The 17,459-nt window shown below is 71.2% G+C and carries 17 protein-coding genes; 6 read left to right on the top strand and 11 right to left on the bottom strand.

Going from position 1 to position 17,459, the window contains the following annotated elements; translation table 11 throughout:
• Nucleotides 1–198: 198 nt before the first annotated feature.
• From ACFWBD_RS37545 to zapE, 8 genes are all read right to left on the bottom strand, one after another.
• The gene (locus ACFWBD_RS37545; protein ID WP_385677366.1) at nucleotides 199–387 is read right to left on the bottom strand and encodes a hypothetical protein; all 189 of its coding nucleotides are present in this window, start codon (nucleotides 385–387) and stop codon (nucleotides 199–201) included.
• A gap of 111 nt (nucleotides 388–498) precedes the next feature.
• Nucleotides 499–1,353: a polysaccharide deacetylase family protein gene (locus ACFWBD_RS37540; protein WP_385677363.1), complete on the bottom strand. Its 855-nt coding sequence runs from the start codon at nucleotides 1,351–1,353 to the stop codon at nucleotides 499–501.
• 273 nt (nucleotides 1,354–1,626) lie between these two features.
• Entirely contained in the window at nucleotides 1,627–3,000 is a 1,374-nt protein-coding gene (locus tag ACFWBD_RS37535; RefSeq protein WP_385677360.1) for a PhoX family protein, read from the bottom strand.
• 90 nt (nucleotides 3,001–3,090) lie between these two features.
• Nucleotides 3,091–3,975 (bottom strand): slipin family protein, encoded by an 885-nt coding sequence (locus tag ACFWBD_RS37530; protein WP_385677357.1) that lies wholly within the window; start codon nucleotides 3,973–3,975, stop codon nucleotides 3,091–3,093.
• A gap of 116 nt (nucleotides 3,976–4,091) precedes the next feature.
• The gene (locus tag ACFWBD_RS37525) at nucleotides 4,092–5,582 is read right to left on the bottom strand and encodes a SulP family inorganic anion transporter (RefSeq protein ID WP_385677354.1); all 1,491 of its coding nucleotides are present in this window, start codon (nucleotides 5,580–5,582) and stop codon (nucleotides 4,092–4,094) included.
• An 8-nt stretch (nucleotides 5,583–5,590) separates the two neighbouring features.
• Nucleotides 5,591–6,172 (bottom strand): carbonic anhydrase, encoded by a 582-nt coding sequence (locus ACFWBD_RS37520; protein WP_385677351.1) that lies wholly within the window; start codon nucleotides 6,170–6,172, stop codon nucleotides 5,591–5,593.
• Nucleotides 6,173–6,263: 91 nt separating this feature from the next.
• Nucleotides 6,264–6,683, bottom strand: coding sequence for a hypothetical protein (locus ACFWBD_RS37515; RefSeq protein ID WP_385677348.1), 420 nt, complete (start codon nucleotides 6,681–6,683; stop codon nucleotides 6,264–6,266).
• A 183-nt stretch (nucleotides 6,684–6,866) separates the two neighbouring features.
• On the bottom strand, nucleotides 6,867–7,973 hold the full coding sequence (zapE, locus tag ACFWBD_RS37510) for a cell division protein ZapE (RefSeq protein WP_385677345.1): 1,107 nt from the start codon (nucleotides 7,971–7,973) through the stop codon (nucleotides 6,867–6,869).
• Between the two features lie 37 nt (nucleotides 7,974–8,010).
• Between zapE and ACFWBD_RS37505 the strand changes: the two genes are divergently transcribed.
• From ACFWBD_RS37505 to msrB, 4 genes are all read left to right on the top strand, one after another.
• Nucleotides 8,011–8,859: a pyrimidine reductase family protein gene (locus ACFWBD_RS37505; protein WP_385677342.1), complete on the top strand. Its 849-nt coding sequence runs from the start codon at nucleotides 8,011–8,013 to the stop codon at nucleotides 8,857–8,859.
• A 181-nt stretch (nucleotides 8,860–9,040) separates the two neighbouring features.
• Nucleotides 9,041–9,514, top strand: a complete 474-nt coding sequence (locus ACFWBD_RS37500) for an indole-3-glycerol phosphate synthase (protein ID WP_385677339.1) — start codon at nucleotides 9,041–9,043, stop codon at nucleotides 9,512–9,514.
• Nucleotides 9,515–9,690: 176 nt separating this feature from the next.
• Entirely contained in the window at nucleotides 9,691–11,076 is a 1,386-nt protein-coding gene (gene murC / locus ACFWBD_RS37495) for a UDP-N-acetylmuramate--L-alanine ligase (RefSeq protein ID WP_385677336.1), read from the top strand.
• Nucleotides 11,077–11,090: 14 nt separating this feature from the next.
• The gene (gene msrB, locus ACFWBD_RS37490) at nucleotides 11,091–11,501 is read left to right on the top strand and encodes a peptide-methionine (R)-S-oxide reductase MsrB (protein WP_385677334.1); all 411 of its coding nucleotides are present in this window, start codon (nucleotides 11,091–11,093) and stop codon (nucleotides 11,499–11,501) included.
• Between the two features lie 103 nt (nucleotides 11,502–11,604).
• Here msrB and ACFWBD_RS37485 read toward each other — a convergent pair whose 3' ends face one another.
• The 3 genes from ACFWBD_RS37485 to ACFWBD_RS37475 form a co-directional block, all read right to left on the bottom strand.
• Nucleotides 11,605–12,618, bottom strand: coding sequence for a YbhN family protein (locus ACFWBD_RS37485; protein WP_385677331.1), 1,014 nt, complete (start codon nucleotides 12,616–12,618; stop codon nucleotides 11,605–11,607).
• Between the two features lie 608 nt (nucleotides 12,619–13,226).
• Entirely contained in the window at nucleotides 13,227–14,687 is a 1,461-nt protein-coding gene (locus ACFWBD_RS37480) for a sensor histidine kinase (RefSeq protein ID WP_385677328.1), read from the bottom strand.
• Nucleotides 14,684–15,376 (bottom strand): response regulator transcription factor, encoded by a 693-nt coding sequence (locus tag ACFWBD_RS37475; protein WP_385677325.1) that lies wholly within the window; start codon nucleotides 15,374–15,376, stop codon nucleotides 14,684–14,686. Before ACFWBD_RS37475 ends, ACFWBD_RS37480 begins: the two co-directional genes overlap by 4 nt.
• Before the next feature lie 152 nt (nucleotides 15,377–15,528).
• Between ACFWBD_RS37475 and ACFWBD_RS37470 the strand changes: the two genes are divergently transcribed.
• Both ACFWBD_RS37470 and ACFWBD_RS37465 read left to right on the top strand, forming a co-directional pair.
• On the top strand, nucleotides 15,529–16,866 hold the full coding sequence (locus ACFWBD_RS37470) for a ferric reductase-like transmembrane domain-containing protein (protein WP_385677322.1): 1,338 nt from the start codon (nucleotides 15,529–15,531) through the stop codon (nucleotides 16,864–16,866).
• 19 nt (nucleotides 16,867–16,885) lie between these two features.
• The coding region (locus ACFWBD_RS37465; RefSeq protein WP_385677412.1) for an FMN-binding protein at nucleotides 16,886–17,459 on the top strand (574 nt) is incomplete at its 3' end.

The following is a 17,459-nucleotide window of genomic DNA, read 5'->3' as shown; positions in this document are numbered from 1 at the left end:
CCGGTAAGCGCTGACGAATCAGTGTCCGGCCGGTAGCCACCCGCCACTGCTCTAGCCACCCGCCACCACCACGGCCACCCGCCACCACCACAGCCACCCGTCGGCAACCGGTTACTTGTTACCTTGCCGGGGAACCGGTTGCCTGGCGCGTGCCCGTGCCCGGTTGCTTGCCCGCGCTCGGCGGCTCGGGGCAAGCGGTTACCCCGAGCACGCGGTCCGCTGCGCCTCCTGCCACTCGCACACCGGGCACAGCGTGATCCCCTTGTACGACTCCGCATACTCCGTCGGCTTCCGGCACAGCACGCACTCTGCGTACGGCGGCCCTTCGGCCCTGGGCGGTGTGGTCGCGTCGATCAGGCAGTACTCCCGGTCACTGTCGTCGCTCATGTCTCCAGCGTACGTAAGCGATTACGACGTACGAATCGAGGCCGGTCTGCGTGCGGGGCGTACCGGGCGTACGGGGCGTGCGGGGGCGTGCACGTGTGGGGCGTGCGGGGTTCACCGCCGTCCGCTCGCCGCTCCGATCAGCTCGGACACCTTCACGAACCGGTACCCCTGACGGCGCAGCTCCGGCACGACGGTCCGTACCGCCCGCTCGGTCGTCGGGGCGGCGCTGCGCGTGCAGTGCATGACGACGACGGAGCCGGGCCGGACCCCTTCCAGCACCTGCCGGGCCACCGCGTCCGCGTCGGTCGCGAACGCGTCCCCGCTCACCACGTCCCACTGCACCGCGGTCACTCCCATGCCGCTCACGGCGCGCAGCGCCCGCCGGTCGTAGCAGCCGCCGGGGAAACGGAAGTACGGCATCGCGTCCGGCACCCCGGCCTTGCGGAACGCCGTGTACGCCCGCTCCACGTCCGCGCGCATCCTGTCCTCGGCGACGGTCGGCAGGCCGTAGCAGTCGTCGGTGAAGGCGTAGTGGCTGTAGGAGTGATTGGCGATCTCGAAGCGGGGGTCGCGGCCGAGGGAGCGGGCCTGGTCCGGGTACTCCTCGGCCCAGCGGCCGGTCATGAACACGGTGGCCGGCACCTTCAGCGCCCGCAGTGCCGCGATCAGCCCCGGGTTGTCGAAGTGCTCGCCGGCCGCCGCGCGGGCTCCCTGGTCGGCGGTCATGTCGGCGTCGAAGGTGAGGGCGACCGTCTTGTCGGCGGTGCGGGGCGCATTGCTGAAGACGGGGGTGAGGCCGGCCGGACCGGGGGCCAGGGTGGGGGGCCGGGTGGGGGCGATGGAAGCGTGCGCGGGGGCGGCCGGACGCGGGGTGTGTGGTTCCTGAGGGGTGCCGCAGGCGGTGAGGGGAGCGAGCGCGGCCCCGAGGGCACAGAGGGCGGCGAAGCGGCGTACGGGAGGGATCATCGTATGAAGTTATGAGGGCTGTGCTGGTGTTTGTGGCGATACATGACCGCGCCTCTGGTCGTGTCACCCGCCCGGGCTCTCGTTCGCCCGGGCAGTGCCAGGCAGGCGGGACACGGAACGTCCCGCGCGCCGACGGTTCCCGTGCCGTTCCACCGGCGGGGTCGAGCGGGCCGAGTTGCCCACCGGACGCCGGTCCGGGCCCCGCGTCGGCGGGGCCCCTCCCGGAAACCGGCCTGGCGCCGGTCGGAAAGTCACGTGACCCGCCTGGCGGCGCTAGCGCCGCCAGGGCCCCGTGACGGCGAAGGTCGTCCCCGGGGTGTAGCAGTTCACGTACATCGTGTCGCCGTCGGGGGAGAAGGTGACACCGGCGAACTCGCCCCACTCGGGGGCCTGGGGTGTTCCGATGTTCTGGCGGCCCCGCGCCATCGCGTACACCTCGCCGGCCCTGGTCACGCCGAAGACGTGCTGGGCGCCGTTGCCGTCCTCGCAGACCATCAGGCCGCCGCTGGGCGCGAGGCAGATGTTGTCCGGAGACTCGCCCGGGAGCTGGACGTCCGTGTCCGGGCCGAAGACGATGACGAGGGTGAGGCGGCGGAGCTTCGGGTCGTAGCGCCAGATCTGGCCGAAGTGGTCGGCCGCCGAGCCGTCCGAGCCGTGTGCGAACGACGACACGAAGTACACGCAGTGCCCGCCCCAGTAACAGCCCTCGAGTTTCTGGGCGTGCGTGATGCCCTTCGGGCCGAAGTCCTGGAGGCGGACCGGGGTTTCGACGGCGAGCGGGTCCGGTACGTCGACCCACTCGATGCCGTCGAAGGTGGCGCCCGTGTCCTGGATCGAGGACAGGTCCGGGACGCCGGGGACGCGCATCGCCTGGAGACGGCCGCCTGCGCGCAGCGAGCCCGCCCCGCCGAGCGGTTTCTTCGGCAGAAAGCGGTAGAAAAGGCCGAACGGCTCCAAAAACGCGTCCTCGGTTTCGTAAACGATTCCGAGACGCGGGTCGACGGCGATCGCCTCGTGCTGGAAGCGGCCCATCGCGGTCAGTGGGACGGCCCCGCTGCGGCGCGGGTCGGCCGGGTCGACCTCGAAGATGAAGCCGTGATCCTTTGTGTAACCGTTTGTGCCGGCTCTGTCCTCGGTCTCCTCGCAGGTCAGCCAGGTGTGCCACGGAGTGGGCCCGCCCGCGCAGTTGACGGCCGTACCGGCGATGGCCACCCGCTCGGAGAGCACCTTGTTCCGGGAGTCCAGAGTCAGGGCCGTACAGCCGCCCTTGCCCGCCGGGTCGTAGGTCAGGCCTTCGATCGTGGGGACGGGGAACTTCGCCGTGGGGCGGTTCTCGTGGTTGCGGACCAGGTGGACGCGACCGCCCCGGCCGGGCAGGGCCGTCATGCCGTCGTGGTTCGAGGGCACCGGACCCTCGCCGGAGCGCAGCGGGTCGCCCTCGCGGGAGAGGACCCGGTAGCGGAAGCCCGCGGGGAGGTCGAGCAGGCCGTCCGCGTCGGGTACGAGGGGGCCGTAGCCGTCGCGGCCGAGGTTCTGCGCGGCGGCGGTGCCCGCGAAGAGGTCGGAGAGGGCGCCGGTGAACGCGATGCTCGCGCCCACTCCCAGGGCACCGGTACCGGCGAGGATCTGACGTCGTGTCGCAGACATGGGGAAACCTTCCTGCTGGCGGACAGGAACTGTGATCCCGCTGTGTCTATCACCCGGAGTGCGCCTCCGGAACCACGCGCGTAGCTCGTGTCACTCGTCCATATCCGTCGGGGAGGGCGGCGGTGGAGGCGGCGGGGGCGGTTGTTGCGCCGGCTGTTGCTGTATCTGTTGCTGTGCCTGTTGCTGTGGATTTTGTGGTGGATTTTGTGGAAGCGGTTGCTGGGCCTTTTCCAGGAAACGCAGCAGCTCCACCGGGAACGGCAGGACGAGGGTGGAGTTCTTCTCGGCGGCGACCGCCACCACCGTCTGGAGCAGCCGCAGCTGGAGCGCGGCGGGCTGCTCGGACATCTCCTTCGCCGCCTCGGCGAGCTTCTTCGACGCCTGGAGCTCGGCGTCGGCGTTGATGATCCGGGCCCGCCGCTCCCGGTCGGCCTCGGCCTGCCGCGCCATCGAGCGCTTCATCGTGTCCGGCAGGGACACGTCCTTGATCTCTACCCGGTCGATCTGCACGCCCCAGCCGATGGCGGGGCTGTCGATCATCAACTCCAGGCCCTCGTTGAGCTTCTCCCGGTTGGACAGCAGGTCGTCCAGCTCGCTCTTGCCGATGATGGACCGCAGCGAGGTCTGTGCCATCTGCGAGACGGCGAAGCGGTAGTCCTCGACGTTGATGATCGCGGCCGCCGCGTCCACCACCCGGAAGTACACGACGGCGTCGACCCGCACGGTCACGTTGTCGCGGCTGATGCCCTCCTGGGCCGGAATGGGCATGGTCACGATCTGCATGTTGACCTTGTGCAACCGGTCCACGGCCGGGACGACCAGGGTGAACCCCGGCGGGCGGACCTCGCCGCGCAGCCGCCCGAGCCGCAGGACCACCCCGCGCTCGTACTGCTTGACGACCCGCGCCGCCGCCCCGACGTACACGAGGCCTCCGGCGGCTACCGCCGCGGCCGCGCCCAGTAGCTCCTGGAGCATGACGACCTCCTCGGCAAGAGGCCCGTGAGAGCGTTTCTGTCCGCCCTGTAACGATATGCCCGCCGTCCGGCCCGGGGCCACGCCCCGAGTCCCGGACCGGACAGCGAGGGGGCGGACTACAGGGCCGTCACCGGTTCCGTGACCTTCACCGGTTCCGTACCGGCCGCGCTGTGCCGTTCGGCCCAGGTCTCCAGCGCGGTACGGCAGGCGTGGTCGAGGTGGTGCAGCCCGGAGAGGTCCAGCTCGACGGGGCGGTCCTGCGGAAGGGCCTCCAGGCTGTCGAGGATCTTCGGCAGCCGCAGGAACGTCGCGTTGCCCGACAGGTACGCCTGGACGGGTCCCGCGCCCTTGTCGACGACCTCCAGCCTGAGGTGCGAGGCCTCCCAGGCCGTCTTGGCGACGGCCAGTGCGAGACCGATGAGAACGCCCTCGAACATGCTGACCGCGACGATCGACACGGCGGTGACGACCAGGATCAGCGCCTCGCCGCGGTGCTCGCGCCACAGACCCACGACCGCCCGCACGGGTACGAGCTTGGCGCCCGCGTGCACGAGGATGCCGGCCAGCGCCGGGATGGGTATGTACGCCAGCACGTTCGGCAGCAGGGCCGCGAACAGCAGCAGCCACACGCCGTGCAGGACGCGCGACGCCTTCGTTCGGGCGCCCGCCTGCACGTTGGCCGCGCTGCGCACGATCACCGCGGTCATCGGCAGCGCGCCGAGCGCCCCGCAGATCGCGTTGCCCGCGCCCTGCGCCATCAGCTCCTTGTCGTACTCGGTGCGCGGACCGTCGTGCAGCCGGTCCACCGCCGCCGCGCTGAACAGCGACTCGGCGGACGCGATCAGGGTGAAGGCGACGATCGTGCCCAGCAGGCCGACGTGCGCCAGTTCGCCGAAGGAGCTCAGTGAAGGAGGCTGGACGGAACCGAGCAGGCCCTGCACCTCGACCGTGGCCACGGGCAGGTTCAGCAGCAGGGCGGTGAGCGTCGCCAGGCCCACCGCGGCGAGCGGGCCGGGCACCGTACGCACCTTCGCCGGCAACCGCTTCCACAACACGAGCACCGCGATGGTGCCGGCGCCGATCGCGAGCGAGGCCAGTGAGGAGGTGCTGCCGGCCGCGTCCACGAGGGCCCCGGGCAGTCCGGCGATCTTGTCGAGGCCGGACGCCGGCGCCTTGGTGCCCGCCGCCGCATACAGCTGACCGGCGATCAGCACCAGGCCGATTCCGGCCAGCATGCCCTCGACGACCGAGACGGAGATGGCCCGGAAGTAGCGGCCCAGCTTCAGGGCGCCCATGGCGAGTTGGAGGACGCCCGTGGCGAGGACGATCACTCCGAGGGCGGGCAGGCCGAACTCCTGCACCGCCTCGAAGACCAGCACGGTCAGTCCGGCCGCCGGACCGGACACCTGGAGGGAACTGCCCCTCAGGAGACCGGTGACGAGGCCGCCGACGATGCCGGTGACGAGCCCCAGCTCGGCCGGCACGCCGGAGGCCACGGCCACGCCCACACACAGCGGCAGCGCGACCAGGAAGACGACGAGAGAGGCGGCGAAGTCCTGCTTCAGGTGGGGGAACCGGGATATTCGCCCGGCGGGCTTCTGGTTCATCGCGGCGCTCACAGGGCTTCGAAGCCGTCGGTGGCCACGCGGTGTTCGCGTACGGCGCCGGTGTGCACCTCGTAGTACCAGCCGCGCACCCGCAGCCGGCCGTCGGCCAGCCGCTTCTCCACGCACGGGTAGGAGCGCAGCCGCAGCAACTGGGCGAGTACGTGGTTCTGCACCGCCCGCATGACCGTCGGGTCGTCGGGGTCGGCGGTCCCCGGTTCGTCCGCGGCGTGCGCGAGCCAGTCGCGTACGGCGGGGACGCCGTCGAGGTCGTCGCCGCGCACCAGAGCGCCGACGGCACCGCAGTGGGAGTGGCCGCAGACGACGACGTCCTGGACGCCGAGCACCTCCACGGCGTACTCGATGGTGGCCGCCTCGCCGGTGGGGCGGTCGGAGACGTAGGGGGGCACGATGTTGCCCGCGGTGCGCAGCTCGAAGAGCTCGCCGGGACGGGCGCCCGTGATCAGGGCGGGAACGACCCGCGAGTCGGAGCACGTGATGAACAGGACCTGGGGGGACTGGCCATCCGCGAGTTTGGCGAACTCCTCAGGGCGCTGTCCGAACGTACGGGCGTTGTCGATGAGGGGCTGCATGACGTGGTGACTCCTCCTGGCGCGCCGTGGGGGCGCGTCGGATGTGCAGGACACAGGACAGGTGGGGGAACTGCTGTTCTGCTCTGCTCTCTCAGCAGCGGAAGACCTGCAGGGCCGCCGGAGAGTGGGCCGCCGAGGATCTCGACGAGCGGTGATAGGGGTCGCCGGGCCGGGGCGGCTGACGCGCGGCCGCGGGATCCTGCGCCAGCAGCGCGCGCTCGGGCTCCTGGGGTGTCGAGGCGGCAGGGGCGGAGGTGGTGGCGCGGTGGCGGTCGCGGGTGCGCAGGGGGTCGGGGTCGGCGGGGCCGCCGGAGCGGTCGCAGTCGCGGAACGTGGCGATCTCGTCGCGCATCGCTTTGCCGGCGAGTTTGGTTTCGGCCTGGGTCTTGGCCTCGGCCTGACGCACCGTGTGCGCGTGTGTGAAGGATGACGTGGGCGCGAAGAACGGGAGGGCGAGCAGGACGGCGGCGAGGATCGAGATGACGGTCCGGGACGTCTTACCTCGGAACATGCGCCCCCCTTCGGCCGGTTCGCGTGTCTAGTCCAGACCAACGGTTGGTCAATCACTGGTCAAGAAACACGTTAACCCTGCAAAGTTGTTTGCAGGGTTAACTCGACGTTGCGAGATGAAGTGCGCCTCAAAAGGGAGGTTTTCTTGGCGCGAACTGCCTCTTGACCTCAAGGCCAAGATCGTTTAATGGGGCTCGACGAGCCGCTTGGCGTCGCGGGCCAGCGCGGTGAGCCGGGAGATCGCGCGGAAGTACTTCTTGCGGTAGCCGCCGTTCAGCATCTCCTCGCTGAACAACCGGTCGAAGGGGAGCCCGGAGGCCAGGACCGGGACCTCGCGGTCGTAGAGCCGGTCGGCCAGGACCACCAGTCGAAGAGCCGTGGACTGGTCGGGCACCGCCCCCACGTCGGTGAGGCAGACCGCCTTCAGGCCATCCGTCAGCGCGCCGTAACGGCTCGGGTGGACCTTGGCGAGGTGCTCCAGCAGACGCGGGAAGTCGTCGAGCGACGCGCCCCCGGTGGCGTACGCCGCCTTCGTCACCTGTTCGTCCGAGCAGGGCGCCGGAGCCTCGGGCAGACCGCGGTGGCGGTAGTCCTCGCCGTCGATGCGCAGCGCGCGGAAGTGCGCGGACAGGCCCTGGATCTCGCGCAGGAAGTCGGCGGACGCGAACCGGCCCTCGCCGAGCTTGCCCGGGAGGGTGTTGGAGGTGGCGGCGAGCGCGACGCCCGCCTCGACCAGCTTGCCGAGCAGCGTCGAGACGAGGACGGTGTCGCCCGGGTCGTCCAGCTCGAACTCGTCGATGCACAGCAGTCGGTGCCCGGAGAGGGTCCGTACCGTCTGCTGGAAGCCGAGGGCGCCGACCAGGTTGGTCAGCTCGACGAAGGTGCCGAAGGCCTTGAGGGCGGGCTCCGCCGGGGTGGCGTGCCACAGGGACGCCAGCAGGTGGGTCTTGCCGACGCCGTAGCCGCCGTCCAGGTAGACGCCGCGCGGCCCGGCGGGGACCTTGGGCGCCTTGGGCCTGCCGAAGCCGAGGAACCCCCGCCTGGCGCCGCCCGTGGCGTGCGCTCCGCCGAGTCCGGTCGCGAACCCCTCCAGGACGCCGACCGCCTCGGTCTGGCTGGGCTGGTTCGGATCCGGGACATAGGTGCTGAAACGGACCGAGTCGAAACGGGGCGGCGGCACCATCTCGGCGACCAGCCGGTCCGCGGGGACGTGCGGCTGACGGGTGCAGAGGGACACCGGGGCCGCGTCGGCTATCGGGCTGAGGCCGGGGGCGGAGGAGGAGGACGACACGGTTCCCCATGCTACGGGGCGTGCCAGACTGCCTGGCATGCGACGGCTGTTCCCTGTGACCGACCAGACAGTGACGACCGACTCCGGCGGCAGGCCGCCCGGGGCCCCCGGCGAGGGCGGTGGCGAGGGGGGTGGCGCGGCAGAGGACCATGAGTGGAGCCTCGACGAGCTCGCCGACGCCTACGCGTACCCCGGGCCCGGATCCGGTGAGCCGGGGCCCTGGCTGCGGGCCAACATGGTGTCCACGCTCGACGGCGCCGCCCAGCACGACGGGCGCTCCCAGCCCATCTCCACCGCCACCGACATGCGGATCTTCGGCACACTGCGCGGGCTCGCGGACGTGGTGGTCGTGGGCGCGGAAACGGTACGTCTGGAGGGGTACCGTCCCGCACGCGCGCGTGCCGAGTTCGCCGAGCGGCGCGAGGCGGCCGGGCAGGGTCCCGCGCCGGCCGTCGCGGTGGTCACCGCCGGCCTCGACCTGGACTTCTCGCTCCCGCTCTTCACCTCGCCGCTGGTCCCCACCCTGATCCTGACGGGCGCCGCGGCGGCCCCCGACAGGATCGCGGCCGCGGAGAAGGCGGGCGCGCGCGTGGTGATCGCCGGTGACGGCACGGGTGTGGAGCCGGGCCGGGCCGTACGGGCGCTCGCCGAGCTCGGGCACGCCCGGCTGCTGACGGAGGGCGGGCCCCGGCTGCTGGGTCAGTTCGTGGCCGCCGGGGTGCTCGACGAGCTCTGTCTGACCGTCTCCCCGATGCTCGCCGTCGGCGACGCGCAGCGGATCGCGGGCGGCCCTTCCGTCGCCGTTCCGCGGCGGTTCGCACTGGTGTCCCTCCTGGAGGAGGAGGGTTTCCTGTTCAGCAGGTATCAGCGGCGCGATGCCGGATAGGAGTTCGATCGCCACCGCCGGTCCCGAAAGGACGGAATCAACCGTTCCGTTTAGTGTCCGGCGGGCACACTGAATCTCGCAGTCCCCGTGCGCATACGGGGAAGGATGGTTTCCGCAGGGCCGCGAACGGCCCACGGAGGAGAGAGGGCCACGGGGGTCCTCGAAGGAGAATGGGGCGCTGGTGTTCACAAGCGTTTTGATGATCGAGAAGGCCCTGACGTCCGCCGACGTGGAGTTCGTCAGCACCTTGCACGGGGACGAGCCGGTCACCTTCCACGTGCTGCTCCAGCCGCGCGGCGACCAGGCGGACCGCTTGCTGCGGGCCATCGACGACGTGGCACTCGGCGAACTGGACGAGGCTGCCCGGGAGGGCGAGACGCCCGAGGGGGACGAGGCGAAGGGATTCGGCGTACGGGCCCTGGAGGTGTCCCTGCACGCCCTGCACGCGGCGGGCCACGACGCGGTGGGACGCCTCGTCGCGGACCATCCGCTGGACGCGCTGAAGTCCCTGGTGGCGGAGGTGGGGGCGGACGAGGTGATCGTGCTGACCGACCCCCACTACGTCGAGGAGTTCTTCCACCGCGACTGGGCCTCTCGCGCTCGGCACAAGGTGGGCGTGCCGGTACTGAAACTCTTCTCGCACAGCAAGGCGTGAACGGGCCCCAGTGATGTGCGGGTGCAGGTGCAGGTGCCGGTGCGCGGTGGCCGCTCGCGCCCGCGCGGCGCGGTCGTACATCGATACGGTCCCGCGCCCCTGAGTGGGTGCCGTGCGCCCCGCGCAATAGGGTGGGGGCGCACCGAACCGTCGTAGCGCACCCTGGGAGAACACGCATGGCACCCGGCCTTCCTACCGCCATGGACCGACCGCACTTCATCGGCATCGGTGGGGCGGGGATGTCGGGGATCGCGAAGATCCTTGCCCAGCGCGGCGCGAAGGTGGCCGGCAGCGACGCCAAGGAGTCCGAGACCGCCGCGGCGCTGCGGGCGCTCGGGGCGACCGTGCACATCGGCCATGCCGCCGATCACCTGGCCGACGACGCCAGCTGCGTCGTCGTGTCGTCGGCCATCCGCGCGGACAACCCGGAGCTGGCCCGCGCGGCCGAGCTGGGGATCCCGGTGGTCCACCGCTCGGACGCGCTCGCTCGGCTGATGGACGGGACGCGTCCGATCGCCGTCGCCGGCACCCACGGCAAGACGACCACCACGTCCATGCTGGCGGTGTCGCTGTCCGAGCTGGGACTCAACCCCTCGTACGCGATCGGCGGCGACCTGGACGCGCCCGGCTCCAACGCGCTGCACGGCGAGGGCGAGATCTTCGTCGCCGAGGCGGACGAGTCGGACCGCAGCTTCCACAAGTACGCGCCCGAGGTCGCCATCGTCCTCAACGTCGAGCTGGACCACCACGCGAACTACGCCTCCATGGACGAGATCTACGCGTCCTTCGAGACCTTCGCCCAGAAGATCGTGCCCGGCGGCACCCTGGTGATCACCGCCGACCACGAGGGCGCGCGGGAGCTGACCCGGCGGGTCGAGGGCGTGCGGGTGGTGACGTACGGGGAGGCCGAGGATGCCGACGTGCGCGTGCTGTCCGTCGTCCCCCAGGGGCTGAAGAGCGAGGTGACCGTGCTGCTCGACGGGCAGCAGCTCACCTTCACGGTCTCCGTGCCCGGCCGCCACTACGCGCACAACGCCGTCGCCGCGCTGGCCGCGGGCGCCGCCCTGGGCGTCCCGGCCGCGGAACTGGCCCCCGCCCTGGCCGCGTACACGGGCGTCAAGCGCCGGCTCCAGCTCAAGGGCGAGGAGGCGGGCGTCCAGGTCATCGACTCCTACGCCCACCACCCGACGGAGATGACGGCCGACCTCGAGGCGATGCGCGCGGCGGTCGGCGACGCCCGCATCCTCGTCCTCTTCCAGCCGCACCTGTTCTCCAGGACCCAGGAACTCGGCCGGGAGATGGGCCGGTCCCTGGCCCTCGCGGACGCCTCCGTCGTCCTCGACATCTACCCCGCCCGCGAGGACCCGATCCCGGGCGTGACCAGCGAGCTGATCATCGACGCGGCCCGGGCGGCCGGCGCGGACGTGACCGCGGTGCACGACAAGGACCTGGCACCGGAGGTCGTGGCGGGAATGGCGAAGGCGGGTGATCTCGTTCTCACCATGGGCGCGGGCGACGTGACGGACCTGGGCCCGCGCATTCTGGACCGTCTTTCCCAGTAAAGGGGCTGAGGCTCATGTCGTACGACGTCGAGAAGCCGGACGAGCAGTGGCGGACGGAGCTGACCCCGGCCGAGTACGCCGTCCTGCGGCAGGCCGCCACCGAGCCCGCGTTCACCGGTGAGTACACCGACACCAAGGCCGAGGGGGTCTACTCCTGTCGCGCCTGCGGTGCCGAACTGTTCACCTCCGAGACCAAGTTCGACTCCCATTGCGGCTGGCCGTCCTTCTTCGACCCGAAGGACACCGACGCCGTGGAGCTGATCGAGGACCGCTCGCACGGGATGCTGCGCACCGAGGTGCGGTGCGCCCGGTGCGGTTCGCACCTCGGACACGTGTTCGCGGGCGAGGGGTACGGGACCCCGACCGACCAGCGGTACTGCATCAACAGCATCTCGCTGCGCATGGCGGCCGACAGCGAGGGCTGACGGCAGGGCCGAGGGCGGGGCCGAGGGCAGGGCGGGGCTGACGGCAGGGCAGGGCACGGCAGGGCGGGGGTGACGGCGAGAGCCGACGGGGAGGCCCACGAGCTCACAGCTGCTTCCGCTGTACCAACGCCGAAAGCACCAGCATTCCGGGCAGCAGGGGCAGCCACACCGTCAGGACCCGGTAGCCGATGACCGTCGCCGTGGCGAGGGGCAGCGGGGTGCCGTAGCCGGCCAGAGTGAGGACCAGGGCCGCGTCGACCGGGCCGATGCCGCCGGGTGCGGGGACGGCGCCGGCCGCGGTGCTCGCCGCCAGGAACGCGAAGAGCAGCTGCGGCCAGGAGAGAGGCAGGCCCAGCGCCGTTCCCACCGAGGCCACCACGCTCGCCTGGATCAGCGGCGCCGCGGCCGCCCCGCCCCACAGAGGGAGGAAGCGGGCGGGACGGGTGTGCAGATGCCGGGCGTCGGTGAGGGCCGTACGGACGAAGTCCAGGGCGGGGCGCCGCAGCGGCCGTACGAGGACGAGCAGCGCCGCGGTCGCCGCGGGGGCCAGCAGAAGGCCCGCGGCGGCCAGCAACAGCGTCCGTCCCTCCGGGAGGAGCCTGGCAGGGGGTACGGCGCTGGGCGCGGCAAACAGGAAGATCAGCACAACGGGTGTCTTCGCCACGGCCCTGACCAGGGAGTACAGCGCGATCGAGGCGGTGGCGCGGGGGAGGGCGACGCCTTGGCGCTGCAGGAAGCGGACCGTGACCGCGTGGGCGCCGATACTCGCGGGCAGTATGTGGTTCGCCGCGCCCGCGGCGATCTGGGAGGCCACCAGCAGACCCGGTGGCAACCGGTCCGGGATCGCCCCCTGGCGGACGCAGGCCGCGGCGACCGAGCCCAGGTAGGTGAAGAGGAGGCCGACCAGCAGCCACCAGGGGTCGGCGGCGGCCAGCAGGGCGGTGCCGTTCCGCACGGCATGCCAGTCGACCGCCGCCCACACCGCGAGCAGCAGGATCGGGGACAGGCCGATGACCCGGCGGGTGGCGGTGGCGGCCAGCGGGCGGCGGCGGTCTTCCGCGAGCGGGGACTGAGGCGGGGGTGGGGACGCGGGATCGTCGAGGGGCAGCAGGGACACGGCGCACGTCGTCCTTCCGCGTCGTGACCGCGCGCGGCGGCGCGACGGATCGGGCCTGGGGAGGGGACGGGGATGTCGTTCCCCTCCGGTGTGACGGTGCGGTGTCCGTAAGCCGACGGAGTGCGGGCCGAAGGGCGACCGCAGTGCGGTGAGGCGGGGTGCCGGCGGCTGGCGCCGTGAGGCGGGGTGCGGTGCGGCGGGGTGCGGAGGTGCCGTGAGGCGGGGGGTAGCGCGGTGAGGCTGTGTGATTTCTGCCCGTACCCCCCGGGGTTCATCCCGGGCATGTTCCGAGGTTCACCGGCCCGCAGTACGGTCGGCCCCTCCCGCGCGATGCGATCGTCGCCGCCCTCGGGGGCGACGGAAAGTTGTTCCCACCGCGCCGCGCCGAAAGAGCTGCTCGGCTTTCCGGAGACGGAGACCAACTCGCGTGCGGGGTTTGTCCACAAGGAATGATCGTTGCGGTTGCGGTTGCGGTTGCGGTTGCGGGCGCAGGCGCAGGCGTGGGCCCAGCGGCCAGGGCCGGGGCGTGTGCAGATCTCCCGGATCACTGTTCCTTCGCGTTACTGCGTTACTGCGTTACTGCGTTACTGCGTTACTGCGATACCGCGTTACCGGTCTACGGCGGCCCGCACGGCCGTGGCAGGTCCCCGCGGCAGCGTCACCGTGAACACCGTGGCTCCCTTCACGTCGCCCAGTTCCAGCGAGCCGCCGTGTGCCCGCACGAGGGACCGGGCGACCGACAGGCCGAGGCCGCTGCCGCCGCGGTCACGGCTGCGGGCCTTGTCGACGCGGTAGAACCGGTCGAAGACGCGGTCGCGGTCGGCGGGCGGGATCCCGGGGCCCTTGTCGGTGACGTGGACGCGTGCCGTGTCCGGCGAGACGGCGACCTCGACGCAGACCGCGGTGCCGGCCGGGGTGTGCACAGCCGCGTTGGTGAGGAGGTTGTCCAGGACCTGGCGGATGCGGTGCGGGTCCATCCGCAGCGGTACGGCCGCCGGGCCGGCGGACACCGTCAGCGGATGGCCGGGGTGGCTCGCGCGGAACGCGTCGGCCGCCTGCTCGACCAGCTCCACCAGGTCGGCGTTCTCCATCCGCAGGGGCGTCTCCACCTCGGCCGCGTCCAGGCGGGCGAGCAGCAGGAGATCGTCGAGCAGGACGCCCATCCGGGCGGCCTCGGCACGCAGCCGGGCCAGGTGTTTGTCCCGTTCCTCGGGCGCGTTGGCGGCCGCGTACTGGAAAAGGTCCGCGTAACCGCGTACCGACATCAGGGGCGTGCGCAGTTCGTGCGAGGCGTCGGCGACGAAGCGGCGCAGGCGCTGTTCGGCCTCCGCCCGTACGGCGAGGGAGTCGTCGATGTGCTGCAACATCGTGTTGAAGGCGGTGCGCAGCTCCTCGACCTCCGGGCCGCCGCCGGGGGCGTCCGCGCGCAGGTGGAGTCGGGACGCCGACTCGGTCAGGTCGTGCGAGGCGATGCCGTGCGCGGTGTGCGCCATGTCGCTCAACGGTTTCAGCCCGTGTTTCAGCATCCGTCGGCCGAACACCACGAGCGCGAGCAGGGCGAGGCCGAAGGCGACCACCTGCATGGTGATCAGTTGGCGCACGGTGCCGTCGATGTCCTCCGTCGGCGCGGCGCTGACCAGTACCACGCCGGGTGAGACCTCGCAGGCGCGCAGCAGATACGTGCCCTCGCCGTCGATCCGTACCGTGCGGGTGACCTCGGCGTCGACATCCTCCATCCGGCGGGCGAGGGCGGTGAGCGCGGTGGCGTCCGAGGGCACGTCGGCGGGCTTGCGCAGTACGGCCGAGCCCGCCGAGACGTCGTACACGGCCGTGTACCAGCCGTAGTACGGCTTGCGTTCAACGATGCCGTGCGCCTTGGCGTCCTTGGACTGCACGACCTGGACCAGCTTGATCTGGTCGCGTAGCTGATGATTCAGGTAGTCGCGCATGTACATGGTCAGCGTGGCGCCGACCACCGCGAACACGACGAGCGACAGCGCGCCCAGGCCGAGCGCCAGCCGGGTGCCGAGCCGCAGTCTGCGGTACGCGTGCCAGAAGCGGCCGATCACTCGGCCGCCTGCCGGATCACGTATCCGAAACCGCGTACCGTCTGGATCAACGGGTCGTCGCCCGTCGTGTCGAGCTTGCGGCGCAGTCGGCTGACGACCAGTTCGACGACGTTGGAACGGCCGCCGAAACCGTATTCCCACACATGGTCGAGGATCTGCGCCTTGGTGAGCACGGTCGGTGACTTACGCATCAGATAGCGCAGCACCTCGTACTCGGTGGGGGTCAGCGTCAGCAGTCTTCCGCCGCGCCGGACCTCCCGGGTGTCCTCGTCCATGGTGAGGTCGGCGACCCGCAGCACGGAGCGCTGGACACCGGGACCGGCGCTGCGCCGCAGCACGGTCCGCAGCCGGGCCATCAGCTCCTCCACGGCAAACGGTTTCACCAGATAGTCGTCCCCGCCCCGGGTCAGCCCCGCGACCCGGTCGGCGACCCCGTCGCGCGCCGTCAGGAACACCACCGGCACCATCGTCCCCGTGTGCCGCAGCCGGTCGAGCACGCCGAAACCGTCGATGTCGGGCAGCATCAGGTCGAGCACCACGATGTCGGGGTGGAAGTCGGCGGCGCGGCGCAGCGCCTCCGCACCCGAGTTGGCGGTGACCGCGTCCCAGCCTTCGTAGCGGGCGACCGTCGCCACGAGATCGGCGATCGGCGGGTCGTCGTCCACGACGAGGAGTCGTACTTTTTCCACCCGCTCATAGTGCGCCACATGCCCCGCAGCGCCAGACCCGCGTCTCACGCGCGCGCTAATCGATAAGATCTTGAAAGTTGCACGACAGGAAAACGACAGCGAAGCACGGACAAGCTCTGTGTTCTGAGGACCCGATCTAGGAGCTTCCGTCCGTGACGACCGTCCAATCGCCTCCCGTACCCCCCACGGCGATACGTCCGAAAGTAGTGGCCCGCACCGGCCTGTACGCCGTGCTCGCCGCGAACGCGGCCGTCGTGACCCTCTTCGCCGTCCAGGCGGGCTTCGCCTCCAACGCGCTCGTCGTCATCGGCCGCTTCGCCGGCCTGTACAGCGCCCTGCTGATGGCGTTCCAACTGCTGCTGGTGGCCCGACTGCCCTGGCTCGACCGTCGCATCGGCATGGACCGGCTGACCAACTGGCATCGGTGGACCGGTTTCAGCCTGTTGTGGACGCTGGTCGGCCATGTGGTGTTCATCACCTTCGGCTACGCCGACTCCTCGTCGATGAACCCGGTGAGCCAGCTCGTCGACCTCGCCGAGACCGTCGAGGGCGTGCTGCGTGCCGCCGTCGCGATGGTGTTGATCCTGGTCGTCGGCGGCGCATCCGGCCGCTGGGCCCGCCGGCGCCTCGCCTACGAGACCTGGCACTTCATCCACCTGTACACGTACGTCGCCGTGGTGCTGGCCTTCACGCACCAGGTTGCGGTCGGTACGACCTTCACCGCGTCGTCCGCCGCGAAGGCGTACTGGTACGCCGTGTGGGGCGTCGCCCTCGGCTCGGTGCTCCTGGGCCGGCTGGTCCTGCCGCTGTGGCGGAACTGGCGCCACCAGTTGCGCGTCGAGGCCGTCGTCCCCGAGGCGGACAACGTCGTAAGCGTTTACATCACCGGCCGTGACCTGGACCGGCTGCCCGCCCGGGCCGGCCAGTTCTTCCTGTGGCGGTTCCTGACCAAGGACCGCTGGTGGCAGGCGAACCCCTTCTCCCTCTCGGCCGCGCCCGACGGCACCCGGCTGCGCCTCACCGCGAAGGCGGCCGGCGACGGCTCCGCCGGACTGCGCCACCTCGAGCCCGGCACCCGCGTCTTCGCCGAGGGCCCCTACGGAGCCTTCACCGCCATGCACCGCACCCGGCCCGAGGCCCTGCTCATCGCCGGCGGCGTCGGTGTCACCCCGATCAGGGCGCTCCTCGAGGAGATCCACGGGCATGCGGTGGTCATCTACCGGGTGGCCGGGGAGCGGGATGCCGTGCTCTACGACGAGCTGCGCGAACTCGCCCTGACCAAGGGCGCCGAGCTGCACCTGGTCACCGGACCGCCGGTGCCGGACCGGCTGGCGCCGCGTGAACTCGTCGCGCTCGTACCGGACATCGCGGAGCGGGACGTCTTCCTGTGCGGGCCGCCGCCGATGATGAACGCGGTCCTCGGCACCCTGCGCGAGCTGGACGTGCCGAAGCCGCAGATCCACTTCGAGCGCTTCAGCCTGGCGGGATGAGAGATACGAGGAAAGCACCGTGAAGCGAGTAATACCTGTCCTGGTCCTGTCCGTGGCAGGTCTGATCCCGGTCTGGCGCTACGCGCCGTCGACCGGTACGACCTCCACCACCGAGGCCGCCTCGACGCCGTCCGTGTCCTCCTCCACGTCCTCCTCGGGCACCTCGGGATCGACCACCTTCACCGGTTCGACCGTGGCCACGGAGAAGGGCGACGTCCAGGTCCAGGTCACCTTCGAGGGTGACAAGATCACGGCTGTGGCGATGCTGAAGCAGCCGGACCATCCGCAGACGACCGCGGCGGTGCCGAAGCTGATTGCGGAAACGCTTACCGCGCAGAGTGCGGACATCGACACGGTTTCCGGCGCGACCATCACGAGCGACGGTTACAGGGAGTCGCTCCAGGCCGCGATCGACGCCGAGGCGGCCGCCGCCACTGCGTCCCCCTCTGCTTCGGCCTCGGCTTCGGAAGCCGCTTCGGCGTCGCAGACCGTGGAGGGTTCGACCGTGGCCACGGAGAAGGGCGACGTCCAGGTCCAGGTCACCTTCGAGGGTGACAAGATCACGGCTGTGGCGATGCTGAAGCAGCCGGACC

Origin of the sequence: Streptomyces sp. NPDC060002, assembly GCF_042737245.1 — a bacterium.
Taxonomy (GTDB): Bacteria; Actinomycetota; Actinomycetes; order Streptomycetales; family Streptomycetaceae; genus Streptomyces.
This window is presented reverse-complemented; position numbering and strand designations above follow the sequence as displayed.

Bases quoted from the DNA above. Each gene is read 5' to 3' on its own strand.
- ACFWBD_RS37535 (WP_385677360.1), bottom strand. From the start codon at position 3,000: ATGTCTGCGACACGACGTCAGATCCTCGCCGGTACCGGTGCCCTGGGA.
- ACFWBD_RS37520 (WP_385677351.1), bottom strand. From the start codon at position 6,172: ATGCAGCCCCTCATCGACAACGCCCGTACGTTCGGACAGCGCCCTGAG.
- ACFWBD_RS37545 (WP_385677366.1), bottom strand. From the start codon at position 387: ATGAGCGACGACAGTGACCGGGAGTACTGCCTGATCGACGCGACCACA.
- ACFWBD_RS37530 (WP_385677357.1), bottom strand. From the start codon at position 3,975: ATGCTCCAGGAGCTACTGGGCGCGGCCGCGGCGGTAGCCGCCGGAGGC.
- ACFWBD_RS37505 (WP_385677342.1), top strand. From the start codon at position 8,011: ATGCGACGGCTGTTCCCTGTGACCGACCAGACAGTGACGACCGACTCC.
- murC (WP_385677336.1), top strand. From the start codon at position 9,691: ATGGCACCCGGCCTTCCTACCGCCATGGACCGACCGCACTTCATCGGC.
- msrB (WP_385677334.1), top strand. From the start codon at position 11,091: ATGTCGTACGACGTCGAGAAGCCGGACGAGCAGTGGCGGACGGAGCTG.
- ACFWBD_RS37515 (WP_385677348.1), bottom strand. From the start codon at position 6,683: ATGTTCCGAGGTAAGACGTCCCGGACCGTCATCTCGATCCTCGCCGCC.
- ACFWBD_RS37525 (WP_385677354.1), bottom strand. From the start codon at position 5,582: ATGAACCAGAAGCCCGCCGGGCGAATATCCCGGTTCCCCCACCTGAAG.
- ACFWBD_RS37540 (WP_385677363.1), bottom strand. From the start codon at position 1,353: ATGATCCCTCCCGTACGCCGCTTCGCCGCCCTCTGTGCCCTCGGGGCC.